At 69.1% G+C, this 14,556-nt stretch carries 9 protein-coding genes; 3 read left to right on the top strand and 6 right to left on the bottom strand.

Features of this window, described 5'->3' with window-relative positions; translation table 11 throughout:
- Positions 1 to 31 precede the first annotated feature (31 nt).
- The 4 genes from J2W78_RS09840 to J2W78_RS09825 form a co-directional block, all read right to left on the bottom strand.
- The gene (locus J2W78_RS09840; RefSeq protein WP_253370146.1) at positions 32 to 970 is read right to left on the bottom strand and encodes a transporter; all 939 of its coding nucleotides are present in this window, start codon (positions 968 to 970) and stop codon (positions 32 to 34) included.
- A gap of 553 nt (positions 971 to 1,523) precedes the next feature.
- Positions 1,524 to 4,637 carry an excinuclease ABC subunit UvrA gene (gene uvrA / locus J2W78_RS09835; RefSeq protein WP_253370144.1) on the bottom strand — a complete coding sequence of 1,038 codons (3,114 nt, stop codon included), beginning with the start codon at positions 4,635 to 4,637 and terminating at the stop codon, positions 1,524 to 1,526.
- A gap of 256 nt (positions 4,638 to 4,893) precedes the next feature.
- The gene (locus tag J2W78_RS09830) at positions 4,894 to 5,337 is read right to left on the bottom strand and encodes a DUF1772 domain-containing protein (protein ID WP_253370142.1); all 444 of its coding nucleotides are present in this window, start codon (positions 5,335 to 5,337) and stop codon (positions 4,894 to 4,896) included.
- A 26-nt stretch (positions 5,338 to 5,363) separates the two neighbouring features.
- Positions 5,364 to 5,822 (bottom strand): cupin domain-containing protein, encoded by a 459-nt coding sequence (locus J2W78_RS09825; RefSeq protein WP_253370140.1) that lies wholly within the window; start codon positions 5,820 to 5,822, stop codon positions 5,364 to 5,366.
- A gap of 182 nt (positions 5,823 to 6,004) precedes the next feature.
- Here J2W78_RS09825 and J2W78_RS09820 point away from each other — a divergent pair, with 182 nt between their 5' ends.
- Positions 6,005 to 6,703, top strand: a complete 699-nt coding sequence (locus J2W78_RS09820; protein ID WP_253370138.1) for a glutathione S-transferase family protein — start codon at positions 6,005 to 6,007, stop codon at positions 6,701 to 6,703.
- A gap of 136 nt (positions 6,704 to 6,839) precedes the next feature.
- Positions 6,840 to 8,915, top strand: a complete 2,076-nt coding sequence (locus J2W78_RS09815; protein ID WP_253370136.1) for a methyl-accepting chemotaxis protein — start codon at positions 6,840 to 6,842, stop codon at positions 8,913 to 8,915.
- A 43-nt stretch (positions 8,916 to 8,958) separates the two neighbouring features.
- Here J2W78_RS09815 and J2W78_RS09810 read toward each other — a convergent pair whose 3' ends face one another.
- Both J2W78_RS09810 and J2W78_RS09805 read right to left on the bottom strand, forming a co-directional pair.
- Positions 8,959 to 9,783, bottom strand: a complete 825-nt coding sequence (locus J2W78_RS09810; RefSeq protein ID WP_253370135.1) for a class I SAM-dependent methyltransferase — start codon at positions 9,781 to 9,783, stop codon at positions 8,959 to 8,961.
- A 256-nt stretch (positions 9,784 to 10,039) separates the two neighbouring features.
- The gene (locus tag J2W78_RS09805) at positions 10,040 to 11,245 is read right to left on the bottom strand and encodes an efflux RND transporter periplasmic adaptor subunit (protein WP_253374011.1); all 1,206 of its coding nucleotides are present in this window, start codon (positions 11,243 to 11,245) and stop codon (positions 10,040 to 10,042) included.
- Between the two features lie 154 nt (positions 11,246 to 11,399).
- Between J2W78_RS09805 and J2W78_RS09800 the strand changes: the two genes are divergently transcribed.
- Positions 11,400 to 14,549: an efflux RND transporter permease subunit gene (locus J2W78_RS09800; protein WP_253370133.1), complete on the top strand. Its 3,150-nt coding sequence runs from the start codon at positions 11,400 to 11,402 to the stop codon at positions 14,547 to 14,549.
- The last annotated feature ends 7 nt before the right edge of the window (positions 14,550 to 14,556 follow it).

Below are 14,556 nucleotides of genomic sequence, written 5' to 3'. Positions count from 1 at the left end.
GCGGTGAGCGCCCCCGACCGGATCGGTCTGATCAGTACTTGCGAACCAGCGGAGCCGGGGCCGGAGCAGCGGCAACCGGGGTGTAGAGCGGGGCGATGATGCGGAACCAACCATCGGTGCTCTCGCGCAGGCCGGCCGTGGTCACGACGTCGCGGGCGACGTAGGCCTGAACCGAGAACGGTCCGAAGTCGTAGCCGATGAGGCCGCCGAGGGCGAACCGGCCACCGCGACCGATGCGGCTGGTCGGGTCGTTCACGAAGGCGAGCAGGTTCGGGTCGAGGTTGACCGTGCCGTAGCCGATGGCGCCGATTTCGAACTTGCCGAACTTCTTGGTCGCGGTCAGGTCGAGGTTGAACGCGTCCGAGATCTGCACCGGGCCGAAGAAGCCGGGGATGCCGTTGCGGCCGTCGAAGCGGCTGGGCGAGTCGTAGAAGTTATAGGTCAGGTTGGCGGTCAGGTTGTAACCGTCGCCGGTGTAGCTGACGGCGCCGCCGACACGGTAGGTGTTGGAGGCCAGGATGTTCAGGCCACCGCCACGACCGGCGTTGAGCTCGTTGAGGTACGAACCGCCGAGCAAGCTGACGCCGATGTTGCCGCCGAGGTCGAACGCCCAGATCGCGCCGACGAAGGTACCGACGTTGATCGAGGTGTCACGGCCGCCGGCAGCGCGGCTGAAGGTGAACACCGTCGGGGGGGCCACGACGAACTCGAGGCGGCCGCCGAACGGCACGTAGGGGGTCGCCCACACCAGGATCGGGACGTTGACGGCGGTGTCGACCGAAGTCGCGTTCGGGCCATCCGGGCTGCGGTAGGTGAAGGTGTTGATGGCGTAGATGCCCTCGGGGAGCGGCGCGCCGACGGCCAGACCGACCTGCTCACCGGGAACCGTGGTCGTCTGCGCCTGGGCGACGGTCGTCGTCATTCCGGCCGTGAGTGCAATGGCGCCCGCAGCGAGCCAGTTCTTCATCATTTTTCTCGTTCCTTCCCAAGGATTCAGGCGTCCGCCCCGTAGCCCCCGCATCGCCTCTCGCCTCCCTCTCTCCCCGGAGTGGGAAGGCTGGTGTGATGCCGGTGCCCCCTACGGCCGCACCTCAAGTCTCGACGTCGGGAACTATTCTACAGACCGACCGCGAAAGACAGGGGATTGCCTCCAATCTCAGCAGTTCGGACCCTACCGTTGCGCAAAAGCCGCATTTTTGCTGCGGAGCAACCAAAGGCTTAACGACCTCTTAACGCAATCCATCTTGGACGGATGCCATCCCGCGAACGGGATTCAGGCGAAATAGTACATTGTCCTCAAGTCATTGACCGCCGCATCCGGCCGGGATCCTTCGGCAGGAAGGGCCGGGCAGTTGCGCAAGTGCGAATGCGGGTTTGGGGCTCGGCCGCACCGGCCGCGCCGTCACCAAGGGCCGGACCGGCCGGCTCAGCCGACCGAATCGCTCCCTCGGCCCGGCTCTCCGGCAGCGCGGGAACCCATCGCCATCAGGTTGCGCCGGCCCGCCCGCATCGGCCGGTGCGCCCTATTCGGCGGCCTGACGGCCCGTGGCGTTGGTGCGGCGGCGCGATGCGGCGCCTGCCTTCGCCTTGCCGGCGTCCTTGCCGGCGTCCTTGGCTGCGTCCTTCGCTGCCGTCCCGGCCGGGCGGCGTGCCAGCACCTCACGCAGGAAGCGCCCGGTATGGCTCGCCGTGCTCGCGGCGATCTCCTCGGGTGTGCCCTGCGCCACGACCCGGCCGCCGCCGTCGCCCCCCTCGGGGCCCATGTCGATCACCCAATCGGCGGTCTTGATGACTTCGAGGTTGTGCTCGATCACCACCACGGTGTTGCCCTGATCGACCAGCTCGTGGAGCACCTCCATGAGCTTGGCGACGTCATGGAAGTGCAGGCCGGTGGTCGGCTCGTCGAGGATGTAGAGGGTGCGGCCCGTGGCCCGCTTCGACAGCTCCTTGGACAGCTTCACCCGCTGCGCCTCGCCGCCGGAGAGCGTGGTCGCCTGCTGGCCGACGCGGACGTAGTGCAGCCCGACGCGCGCCAGCGTTTCCATCTTTTCACGAATGGACGGCACGGCCTTGAACAGGTCGGCAGCCTCCTCCACCGTCATGTCGAGCACGTCGGCGATGGACTTGTTGCGGTAGCGCACCTCCAGCGTCTCGCGGTCGTAGCGCTTGCCCTTGCACACGTCGCAGGTGACGTAGACGTCGGGCAGGAAGTGCATCTCGATCTTGATGACGCCGTCGCCCGAGCACGCCTCGCAGCGCCCGCCCTTCACGTTGAAGGAGAAGCGTCCCGCCTGGTAGCCGCGGGCCTTGGCCTCGGGCAGGCCGGCGAACCAGTCGCGGATCGGGGTGAAGGCACCGGTATAGGTCGCCGGGTTCGAGCGCGGGGTGCGGCCGATCGGCGACTGGTCGATGTCGATGACCTTGTCGAGATGCTCCAATCCGTCGATCCGCTCGAACGGGGCCGGGTGCTCCAGGGCGCCGTTGAGGCGCTTGGCCGCCGCCTTGTAGAGTGTATCGATGATCAGCGTGGACTTGCCGCCGCCGGAAACGCCGCTGATGCAGGTGAAGGTGCCGAGCGGGATTTCCGCCGTCACGTTCTTCAGGTTGTGGCCGCGCGCGCCCACCAGCCGTAGCATCCCGCGTCCGGGCTTGCGCCGGGCTTTGGGCGTGCGCACCGAGAGTTCGCCGGTGAGGTACTTCGCGGTGAGCGAGGCCGGATCCTTGAGGAGTTCCTCCGGTGTGCCCTGCGCGACGATCTCGCCGCCATGGATGCCCGCCCCCGGACCCACATCGACCACGTAGTCGGCCTGGAGGATCGCGTCCTCGTCGTGCTCGACCACGATGACCGAGTTGCCGAGATCCCGCAGGCGCTTGAGCGTGCCGAGCAGGCGCTCGTTGTCGCGCTGATGCAGGCCGATCGAGGGCTCGTCGAGCACGTAGAGCACGCCGGTCAGCCCCGAGCCGATCTGCGAGGCGAGCCGGATCCGCTGGCTCTCGCCGCCCGAGAGCGAGCCCGAGCCGCGGGCGAGCGTCAGGTATTCGAGGCCGACATCGACGAGGAAGGTCAGCCGGTCGCGAATCTCCTTGAGGATGCGGACCGCGATCTCGTTCTGCTTGTCCGTCAGCTTGCCCGAGATCTCCGAGAACCAGCGATGCGCCTCGCGGACGGAGAGGGCGGTGACCTGGCCGATATCCTGCCGGTCGATCTTGACCGCGAGCGCCTCGGGCTTGAGCCTCTTGCCCTCGCAGGCGGCGCAAGGGGTGGCGCTCATGAAGCGGCCGATTTCTTCACGAGAGGCGTCGCTCTCAGTCTCCTTGTAGCGCCGCTCCAAGTTCGGGATCACGCCCTCGAACGGCTTGTTGACCGAGTAGGAGCGCAGGCCGTCGTTGTAGTCGAAGCGCACCGACTCCTTGCCCGTGCCGAACAGGATCACCGCGCGGGCCTGCTCGGGCAGCGCCGACCACGCGACCGTCGTCTTGAAGCCGAAATGCTTGGCCAGCGCGTCGAGCGTCTGGTCGTAATAGGGTGAGGTCGATTTCGCCCAGGGACCCACCGCGCCGCGCTTCAGCGTGAGCGCGGAATCGGAGATCACCAATTCGGGGTCGATCCGCATCTCGTGGCCGATGCCGCCGCAGGTCGGGCAGGCGCCGAACGGGTTGTTGAACGAGAACAGCCGCGGCTCGATCTCGGGGATGGTGAAGCCGGAGACCGGGCAGGCGAAGCGTGACGAGAACGTGATCTTTTTGGGGGTTTCGCCCTCCGGCGCGTCGGCGAACTCGATGTCGGCGATGCCGTCGGCGAGTTCCAGCGCGGTCTCGAAGGAATCGGCCAGCCGCGCGGCGATGTCGTCGCGCACGACGATGCGGTCCACGACCACGTCGATGTCGTGCTTGAGCTTCTTGTCGAGCTTCGGCACGTCGTCGATCGCGTAATACTCGCCGTCGATGCGCAGGCGCTGGAAACCCTTCTTCTGGAACTCGGCGATCTCCTTGCGGTACTCGCCCTTCCGCCCCCGGACCACGGGCGCGAGGAGATACAGCCGGGTTTTCTCTGGCAGCTCCAGCACCCGGTCGACCATCTGACTGACGGTCTGGCTCTCGATCGGCTCGCCGGTGGCAGGTGAGTAGGGGATGCCGACCCGCGCCCAGAGCAGGCGCATGTAGTCGTAGATCTCGGTCACCGTGCCGACGGTGGAGCGCGGGTTCTTCGAGGTCGTCTTCTGCTCGATGGAGATGGCCGGCGAGAGCCCATCGATCTGATCGACGTCGGGCTTGCTCATCATCTCCAGGAACTGGCGGGCATAGGCCGAGAGCGATTCGACGTAGCGGCGCTGCCCTTCCGCGTAGATCGTATCGAAGGCGAGCGACGATTTGCCCGAGCCCGACAGGCCGGTGAACACCACGAACCGGTCGCGGGGGATCGTCAGATCGACGTTCTTGAGATTGTGCTCGCGGGCGCCGCGCACCGAGATGACGCGGGTGTCGCGCGCGCTCGGGCCCGCCGCGTCGAACAGGGCGGAGAGGCGCGCGTCGGCCTGCTCCTCGGACTTGGCCTTCGTGTTGGCCGTATTCCTCGCCGCCGTTTTGGCCGGCGTTTTGGCCGCGGTCTCGGCTTTGCGGGCTTTGGCTGTGGCCATGGACGACAAAATCTCTGCGACGATCCGAGCGACCCGATGCACGGCCGCCGACCTGTTCGGGCGGGCAGCGGGCGCGCCGCGCGAAGAACAGGTTCCGGGGACGGAAGATGGGTTCCGGGCGGCGTGAAACCACTAGAACGGAACGGGTACGACGGCAATGCCGGCCTAACGATCTCTCACGAGAGGCCCGTTGCACTGTCGCGTCTCGAGGGAAAACGGCCGGTAACCGGGCGTTTTGTGAGGTACTCTCAATCGCTCAAGCAACCGCCAAGGTCGCGAGTGTTCCGAACAGGATCAGCACGGCTGAGCTCCCGAGCGCGATGCGCCCCGCATGCAGGCGGCCCCAGTGTTCGACCAGGGTGCGGACCTCCGGCCCCGCCTCCGTCGGCACGATGGCGTCGAGGCGCCGGTTGACCGGCATGATCACGATGAGGGTGTAGGGCCAGTTCGCCACGAGCACGAGCCCGCCCGCGAGGAAGCCGAGCCGCCCGGTGAGCCACCACGCCAGCGCGGCGCAGAGGAAGCCGATGACGGCGAGACTTCCCTGCATGGCGGTGCCGCCCCGATAGGCCCGGCGCCACTGCACCAGAAGTGCGGGCTCCGGGATCAGCAGGCGGGCCGGCTGCTCGGCGACCAGGATGTAGAGGGCCGCGCCTGTGAACAGGGCAGCAAGGATGAGAGCGAGGAGGCCGGGGAGCATCGGTGAACCTTCGGGGCGGCGGAGCGCTATGCGCGCCCGTCTCCGGCATTGCGCGCCATGAAGCTCGCCGCCGTCCCGTCCTCCGGGTTGACGAAGACGATGTCGGTGGGTTCGCGCCGCGGGGTATCGACCGAGAGGAAGACCAGCGGCTCCTCCAGGATCTGCGGCAGGGCGTGGACGGTGCCCCGGTCGAACAGCAGGAGCTGGCCGGGGCCGAACGCCGCCTCGTTCCCCGCATCGCCGATCCAGAAGGTGCCGCGGCCCGACAGGCAGACGAGCACCTCGTCGCAGGTCGCGTGATAGTGCGGCGGAGTCGGGCGGTAGACCCGGAACACCCGCACGCTCGCCGTCTCCCGGTCGGACAGATAGGTGTCGACCAGGAGCGTCGATGCGGAGGCGGGCAGTTCCCGCGCGATGGCGTGGAGGTCGAAGCGTCCCCCCTCGGACAGGGCGGGGGAGGGCGCGGGAGTGTCGGGCTTTGCCATGCGCGTCTCCGGACAGGCTTCCTTGCAGGATTTCCGACGGGTCTTCTACAGGCCCCGTGCGACTCAACGGCTCAAGACGGCGAAGCCGGACCGGTTCCGCCCCCGTTCCGACTCGACGCGACGCGCCGTCCGCCTACCTGCGGGGGCCGGCTTGTCCCGAGCATTCGTCAGGAGCCCGACCCGTGGCCGAATTCCGCGTCTACACCTCGCCGTCCGCCTTCCCGAATCCGCAGCGGCTCCGGCTGTTCTGCCACGAGAAGGGCATCGCCGACCGGTTCGAGGAAGTGATCTACGACATGACGCCGGGCGGCGAGCAGCGCGGCTGGTGCCATCTCAAGCGGAACCCCTGGGGCGAGACCCCGACCTTGGAACTGCCCGACGGGAGCTATCTCGCCGAGACCGCCGGCATCGTCCGCTTCCTCGACGGGCACTTCCCCGGCCGCCGGATCATGGGCGAGAGCGCCTTGGAGCAGGGCCAGGACCAGATGTGGGACGACCGGATCTGGGTGCAGATCCTCTACCGGCTCACCACCGCCTTCCACGTGCTGCACGAAGGGTTGGGGCACAAGCTCGAACTGACCCGCAACCCGCAATGGGGCGAGCATTGCCGCAAGGAGGCGATCGCCCATGCCGGACTCGTCGATCGCCACCTAGCCGACGGGCGCGACTGGCTGCTCGGTGGGCCGGAGCCGACCTTCGCCGACATCACGCTGTGCACGGCCATCGCCTTCTCGAAGTTCGGCCCCGTGGCCACGCCGCTGGACGAGCGCTTCGAGGGACTCGACCGATTCTGGCAGCGTTGGAAGCAGCGCCCGGCCTTCCGCGCGGCCTACCGGGACGGCGGGGGGATCGAAGAACTCGCTGGTCTCAAAGCCGGCTGACGGCGCCTCCAACATCGTCTTGGGCGGTGAAATGGTCACCGGTCTGCGCAAACTTTAAGCAACCACGCCCCGGCGAAATCTTTACTTCACGTAGCGTGAGCACGGTCCGGGGACCTTCTCTCCGGATCGTGCTGCCATGCGTTCGCGTGTTTCTTCGCTTTCTTCCCTCTCTGCCGTTCTGCCTTCGTCCCTGCGGGCCCGTATCGTCGCGGTGGCCCTGATCCCGTGCCTCGCCTTCGGTACCGTGGCGGGGGTGGCGGTCGCGGAGCGGGCGGGGCAGGGGCGGGCGATGGCGCGGATGGAGGAACTGGTCGGCCTCTCGGTGCGGATCGGCGCCTTCGTCCACGAGGCGCAGAAGGAGCGCGGCGCCTCCAGCCTCTATCTCGGCTCGAAGGGCAGCCAGTTCGCCCCGGAACTCGCGGCCCAGCGCACGCTCACGGATACCGCGCGCGCGGCCCTGATCGCAGATCTGGAGGCCGGCGGTACGGATGCGGCGTTCGCACGCAAGGCGGCGGCCCTGCGTGAGGGTCTCGGCGGGATCGAGCGCCACCGCAGCGCGGTGGACCGGCTGCAAACCAGCGTGCCGGCCAACCTCGCCGTCTATACCGGCATCATCGCGGAGGCCCTCGGGGCCGTGCGCGGGGTGGCACAGATCGCCGCGGACCCGGCTATCGGCGCCCGCGTGTCCGCCTTGTCCGCCTTTCTCTCGCTCAAGGAGTTCGCCGGCCAGGAGCGGGCGGCGGCCTCCGCCGTGTTCGCCGCGGGCGCGATCGACCTCTCGGGCCTGCGCCGGCTCGCCGGGCTTGCCTCGGATCAGGCGACCTTCGAGGCGCTGTTCCGTGCCGCGGGCCCTGCGGAGGAGATCGCCGCGCTCGATGCCGCGAACAGCTCGGAGACCGCCCGCGACGTCGCCCGGCTCCGCGGCATCGCCCTCGGCACGGCCCCCGGCCAGACGCTCGCCTTCACCGACGCCAAGGGTTGGTTCGGGCTCGCGACGCAGCGCATCGACGGGCTGAAGGGGATCGAGGACCGGCTGACGGACGGCCTGGCGCAGGCAGCCGGCGCGGCCCGGTCGCAGGCCGAGCACACGGTGCTGCTCTGGGCCGGGGCGGCGCTGGCGACCCTGCTGCTCTCGGTGGCGCTCGCCTTCGGCCTCGGCTCGGCAATCGCGCGCCCCTTGAGCCGGATGGCACGGGCGCTGACCGCGATCGGGCGCGGGGAGACGGAGGTCGAGATTCCGGTGAAGGGTCCGGGCGAGCTGCGCGACATCGCCGCCGCGGCCCTCGCCTTCCGCGACAGCGTGGCCGAGCGCGCACGCATCCGCACGGCGCAGGAGCGCGGCGCCGAGGAGGAGGCGGCCCGGCGCCACGGGGCGATGATGGCGGTGGCCGACGGTTTCGAGGCGCGGGTCGGCGGCATCGTCGAGGCGGTCTCGGCAGCGGCCCATCAACTGGAGGGCGCCGCCCGGGCGATGAGCACGGCGGCGGGCCAGACCTCCGCCCTCAGCGCCTCGGCCGCGCAGGCCTCGGCGCAGGCGGCGCGCTCCTCCGACGGCATCGCCGCGGCGACGGAAGAACTCTCGGCCTCGATCCGCGAAATCTCCGCCCAGGTCGGCTCGTCGGCGATGGCGGCGAACGCGGCCGAGGAGGAGGCGGCCCGCACCGCCGGGGAGGTCGAGCGCCTCGCCTCGGCCGCGAGCAGCATCGGCCAGATCGTCGGGCTGATCTCGCAGATCGCCGGCCAGACCAACCTGCTGGCGCTGAACGCCACCATCGAGGCCGCGCGGGCCGGGGAGGCGGGCCGGGGCTTTGCCGTGGTCGCGGCAGAGGTGAAGGGACTCGCCGCCCAGACGGCGCGGGCCACCGACGAGATCGCCGGGCGGATGGCGGAGATCGAGGCCGCGACCGGCGCCTCGGTCTTAGGCATCACCGGCATCGCCCGCACCATCCGCGACCTGTCGCGGATCTCCAACGACATCGCCGCCGCGGTCGAGGAGCAGGGCGCGGCCACCGCCGAGATCGCCCGCACCACGGTCGAGACGTCGCACGGTGCGCGCCGCGCTTCGGAGGACGTGTCGGGGGTGGCCCGCACCGCCGACGACGCCAGCACCGGCTCGGGCCAAGTGCTCGATGCGGCCAGCGACCTCGCCCGTCAGGCGGCCGCCCTGCGCACGGAGGTCGGCGGCTTCCTGGCGCAGGTGCGGGCGGCGTAACGGGAAGGATTAGGGCGGGGCGCCCGCCCCGCCCGCGCGGCCTTCAGCGCTTCGCGGCGATCATGAAGACGTTCGAGGGGGCGATCCGCTTCAGGAACGCCGTGCGGTGATAGCTGATGTTGAAGGCGAGCAGCCGGCTCACCACCGCGTCGAGCGCCACGTAACCCCGGCGGGCATAGAGATGACCCGGAAGGATCTTTCCCGCGATCTTGGCCAGGGCATTGGTCATGCAGGGCGCCGCGCGCACGATGTCGAAGCCGATGCCGTCGAGCCTGTCGTGCAGCCACGGCAGCGGCAGGCCGCGCTCGTTCTGCGTCAGGCCGTAGCGCTCTTTCGTCCAGTCGCCCATCGAGGTGATGGGCTCGCGAAAGACCAGGAGCCCGCCGGGCCTGAGGATGCGGTGCGCCTCGGCCAGCACGTGCGAAACGTTGGGGATGTGGTGGAGCACGCCCAGGCTCACGAACAGGTCGGCGCCATCATCGGGCAGCGGGATGTCGCCGGCGGGAAGCGGCTTGATGAAGCGGGCCGGGCGTCCGCCGATCCGGTCGGTCCACCACTCTTCGGCGGGCTCGATCCCGATGAACCGGTCCACCCGGTCGGCCAGCGGCGCGACGTCGTCGCCCGCCGCGCAACCGAGCGCGACGCAGGTCTCGAAGCGGCGGTCGCGCAGCCGGTCGAAGCCGTGGACGGCGTTCAGCGCGTCGTACTCGTAGCTGTAGGAGCCGGACGCTTCGAGTTTGTAGACCTCGGTCGCGAGCCGGTAGAAGCCCTGCTCCTCCTGCGCGTACCAGCGTGCGATCTCCCCCGGCGCGAGATCGTCGCCGTAGAGAGCCGATCCGTCGAGATACTTGGTATCGACCATCATCATTCGAACGGCTTTCGGGGGAGATCCGTCGTTCGAAGCGCCGGACTTGCGACCGACGGCACTCGGACCTGAATCTCATGGGCTCGCGACACCCTTTATAGGTCGTCGCCCGAACCCGTGCGGGGATTTTGCCGCGTTATGGTTGCCGCCGCCATCCGGGCAGAATACGGGCCGCCCTCGGGCGCGGCGGCCACCGTTCGCCCGCAGGACGTTCCGGGATCCGGCGATCACCGGGCGTGGGCGATAGCCCCGGCCTCGGTCAGTGCCGCGCCTCGCCCTGGGCGGGGGTATTGCCCACGGCGCTGACCGCGTCGCCGACCCGCGGCTCGACCTTGAGGTTCTGGCGCAGGCTCTGGAGGTGGTCGGTCACCACCAGCGTGTCGGGCTTGAGACCTTTGAGAACGGCGGTGTTGTCGCCGTAGACGTCGCCGACCTCGATCGCGGTCATGTGGACCGTGCCCGTGTCGTCCACCGTCCAGACCACCTGCTGGTCGAGCTGAGCCGAGAGGGCGATCGTCGGCACAAGAAGACGATCCTGCCGGCCGACCTCGATGCGCGAGCGGACGAAGCGGCCGGGCAGGTAGCGCTCGTCCGCGTTGTCGAGCCAGGCCTGGATCAGGCGGCGGCCGGTGCGGGGATCGAAGCGGTTGTCGAGCCGGTAGATCGTGGCCTCGCGCACGGGCTCGCGTCCCACGTCGAGGAGCTGGACCTTCACCCGCCCCTCTCCTTGAGCGACCCGCACGGCCTCCGCATCCTCGGAGGAGAGCGCCATCTGCACGTCGATCGGGTTCACCTGCACCACAGAGACGAGGTGGGTCTGATTCTCGATCACCATGTCGCCGATATTGGCCAAGGACAGGCTGGAGCGCCCGTCGAAGGGCGCGCGGATCACCGCGTATTCGAGGTTCAGGCGCTGACGGGCGATGGCGGCCTCCGCCTCGTCGAGCCGGGCGGCGGCGGTGGCGAGGTTCGACTGGTTCTGCTGGGCGCGCTGCTCGGTGGCGAAGCCCTTGTCGGCGAGCTGCTCGGTGCGGTTCACCTCGGACTGGGCGAAGGAGACGGTGGCCTTGGCTTGGTCGCGCAGCGCTTCGGCCGATTTGAGGGCGACTTCGAACGGGCGCGGGTCGATGCGGAACAGCACCTGCCCCTTCTTGACGTGGCCGCCGGGCTCGAACGGACGCTCCACCACGATGCCGGTCACGCGGGCCTGCAGGGCGGCGTCACGGGGCGAGACGATCGTGCCGGTATACTCGAAGGCGACCGGCACGTCCTGGCGGCTGGCGCGCACCGCCTTCACCGCCAGCCGCGGCTCCTCCTTCTTCTTGGGTCCGGCCCGGCCCGACACCTTCAGGTGATGGGCGAGAAAGTCGGGGATCGGGTGCCCGGCTCCCCACCAAGCCCCTGCGCCGATCCCGAGCGCACCGACGACGAAGCCGGTGATGACGAAGCCGACGCCTGACCGCACGAAATCCATTCTCCATCCGCAGGACCGGAGCGCCCGCCGGGTTTGTTCCCGGCGCGGCACGGGAGGGAACACGCGGAGTCCCAACACGTTGCACGCGGGTCCTTCACGGCGACATTGAATTTCGCACGTTGAATTCCGGGAGCCGGCCCACCGAATGTTCGCCACGTTCGTCGACCGGCCGATCCTCGCGGGCGTAATCTCCGTCATCATCACGGTCATCGGCATCGTCGCCGGGCTGACGCTGCCGGTGGCGCAGTATCCCGAGATCGCGCCGCCGATCATCAACGTCCAGGCGACCTATCCCGGCGCCTCGGCCCAGCAGGCCTACGAGTCGATCGCGATCCCGCTGGAACAGGAGATCAACGGCGCGCCGAACCTGATCTACATCCAGTCGACGTCCTCGACCGACGGCAGCGTCTCGATCGACGCGACCTTCGCCGTCGGCTCGAACCTCGATGCGGCCGCGGCGGAAGTGCTGACGCGTTCGAGCCGCGCCGAGGCGAAGCTGCCGGAGGCGGTGCGCGCGCAAGGGTTGGAGATCCAGAAATCGTCGCGCCAGCGGCTCGGCAACGTCGTGCTCTACGCCGACCCGAGCACCGGCTTCGACGAGCTGTTCCTGGCCAACTACGCCGAGACTCAGGTCATCAAGCCCCTGCGCCGGGTCACCGGCATGGGCCGGATCGTGAACTTCTCCAACATGCGCTACGCCATGCGCGTCTGGCTCGACCCGGCCAAGATGGAGGCGCTGGCGCTCTCGACCGAGACCGTGCTCCAGTCGATCCAGGCGCAGAACGCGCAAGTGACGACCGGCTCGCTCGGCAAGCTGCCGATGGACCGGGCGACCCCGTTCGAGCTGCAACTCGTCACCAAGGGCCGGCTGACGCGGCCGGAGGAATTCGGCAACATCGTCCTGCGGGCCAATCCCGACGGCTCGGTGGTGCGGGTCTCGGATGTGGGCCGGGTGGAACTCGGCTCCGAGCAGTACGGCGTCACCTCGAACTTCGACGGCAAGCCCTCGGCAACGCTCGGCATCTTCCAGAACCCGGACGCCAACGCGGTCGAGGTGATGAACGGGACGCGCGCCACCATGGCGGATCTCGCCGAGCGCTTTCCCCCCGGCCTGCACTACTCCATCGCCCTCGATTCCACCGAGTTCGTGAAGGAAGCGATCTACGAGGTGGTGCGGACCCTGTTCGAGGCGATCCTGATCGTCACGGTCGTCACCTACCTGTTCCTCCAGAACTGGCGCGCCACGCTGATCCCGACCATCGCCGTGCCGATCGCGCTGATCGGCACCTTCGGGCCGATGGCGCTGCTCGGCTTCTCCTTCAACACGCTCAGCCTGCTCGGCCTCGTGCTCGCCGTCGGCCTCGTGGTGGACGACGCGATCATCGTCGTGGAGAACACCGAGCGCCTGATGGCCGAAGGCATGGAGCCCAAGCCCGCCTCTCGCGAGGCGGTCAACGAGATCGGCGGCCCCGTCATCGCCACGACGCTGGTGCTCGCCGCCCTGTTCGTGCCGGTGGCCTTCATCCCCGGACTGACGGGCCAGCTCTACAACCAGTTCGCCCTCACCATCGCCATCTCGGTGCTGATCTCAGCGGTCGTCTCACTGACCCTGACGCCGGCCCTGTGCGGCCTGCTCCTGAAGCCCCACGCGAAGGATGGGCCTCGGAAAACGCGCTGGTGGCGCAAGCCGCTCGACTGGTTCAACGTCGCCCTGGAGCGCTCGGCGGACTTCGTCGCCCGCACGATCGGATGGCTCGCCCGCCACATCGCCCTGACGCTGGCCGTGTTCGCGCTGTTTGCCGGCGCCACCGTCCTGCTCCTGATGCAGCGTCCCACCGGCTTCGTGCCGGACGAGGACCAGGGCTACCTCTACGCCGAGGTGGCGATGCCGCTCGGCGCCTCGGTGCAGCGCACGGAGGCGATGAACGCCCGCTTCGGCGAAGTCTTGCGCGCCCGCGCCGACGTCGATCACACCATCGGCGTCAGCGGGCGCAGCTTCCTCGCCGACACCGTGGCCCCGTTCTACGGCTTCAACATCCCCGTCATGAAGCCCTGGGACGAGCGCACGACCACGGTCGACAACCTGATCCGCGACATGGAGGAGCGCTTCAAGAACGATCCCGACGGGCAGGTGCGAATCGCCGCCCCGTCGCCGCTGCCGGGACTGGGCTCGCGCGGCGGCCTGACGCTGGAGATCCAGGACCGCTCGGGCAATGGCGGCCTCGGCTTGGCGCAGACGGCCACCGCGTTCATCGAGAAGATCCGCGCCCTGCCGGGGGTGGCGAACGCGACGCCGACCACCGATTGGGGCGTGCCGCAGATCCGCCTCGACATCGACCGGGCCAAGGCCGAGCAGCTGGGCGTGCCGCTGGCACGGCTGTTCGAGGCGCTCGGCACCTATGTTGGGTCGAGCTTCGTCAACCTCTTCAACCGCTTCGGCTTCGTCTACCAGGTCTATGTCCAGAGCGACGCGTCCGGGCGGCGCCTGTTCCAGGATATCGAGGCGCTCACCGTCCTCAACGCGCAAGGGCAGCCGGTGCGTCTCGGCTCTCTCGTCCAGGCGAAGTTCAGCACCGGGCCGACGGCGGTCCTGTCCTACAACACCTATCCGGCGATCGAGGTGGCGGTGACGATCGCCCCCGGCTCCAGCTCCGGCACGGTGATCGAGGCGATCGAGAGGCTGGCCGAGGATCTGCCGCGCAACGCCTCCATCGAGTGGTCCGAGATCGCCTACCAGGAGAAGATCGCCGGCAACGTCGCGCCGCTGATCTTCGGGCTCGGCGTGTTCATGATCTTCTGCTTCCTGGCCGGGCAGTACGAGTCGTTGCGCATGCCGCTGGTGATCCTGCTCGCGACGCCGCTCGCCATTTTCGGGGCGGTCGGGTTCCTGGCGCTGCGCGGCATGCCGCTCGACGTGTTCGGGCAGATCGGCCTGCTGCTCCTCGTCGGCCTGGCGGCCAAGAACGCGATCCTGCTGGTCTCCTTCGCCGAGGATCTGCGCCGGCAGGGCGAGGACGCACTGGCGGCGGCCCAGCACGCCACGCGGATGCGCATGCGCCCGATCCTGATGACCTCGTTCGCCTTCATCCTGGGCTCGGTGCCGCTCGCCATCGCCAGCGGGGCAGGGGCGAACGCCCGGCTCTCCATGGGCACGGTGGTGATCGGCGGCCTGCTGGTGGCCACGATCCTGACCCTGTTCGTCACCCCGGTCTTCTACGTCGCCGCCGAGCGGCTGCGGGGAGAGGGGCCGACGGAGCGCGGGGAGGGCGAGGCGGAGCAGGGCGCGACGGCGTAGCCGCCGC

The sequence above is a fragment of the Methylorubrum extorquens genome (assembly GCF_024169925.1).
GTDB classification, from domain to species: domain Bacteria; phylum Pseudomonadota; class Alphaproteobacteria; order Rhizobiales; family Beijerinckiaceae; genus Methylobacterium; species Methylobacterium extorquens_A.
This window is presented reverse-complemented; position numbering and strand designations above follow the sequence as displayed.

Coding starts and splice junctions, on each gene's coding strand:
- J2W78_RS09840 (WP_253370146.1), bottom strand. CDS start 970: ATGATGAAGAACTGGCTCGCTGCGGGCGCCATTGCACTCACGGCCGGA.
- uvrA (WP_253370144.1), bottom strand. CDS start 4,637: ATGGCCACAGCCAAAGCCCGCAAAGCCGAGACCGCGGCCAAAACGCCG.
- J2W78_RS09830 (WP_253370142.1), bottom strand. CDS start 5,337: ATGCTCCCCGGCCTCCTCGCTCTCATCCTTGCTGCCCTGTTCACAGGC.
- J2W78_RS09825 (WP_253370140.1), bottom strand. CDS start 5,822: ATGGCAAAGCCCGACACTCCCGCGCCCTCCCCCGCCCTGTCCGAGGGG.
- J2W78_RS09815 (WP_253370136.1), top strand. CDS start 6,840: ATGCGTTCGCGTGTTTCTTCGCTTTCTTCCCTCTCTGCCGTTCTGCCT.
- J2W78_RS09810 (WP_253370135.1), bottom strand. CDS start 9,783: ATGATGATGGTCGATACCAAGTATCTCGACGGATCGGCTCTCTACGGC.
- J2W78_RS09800 (WP_253370133.1), top strand. CDS start 11,400: ATGTTCGCCACGTTCGTCGACCGGCCGATCCTCGCGGGCGTAATCTCC.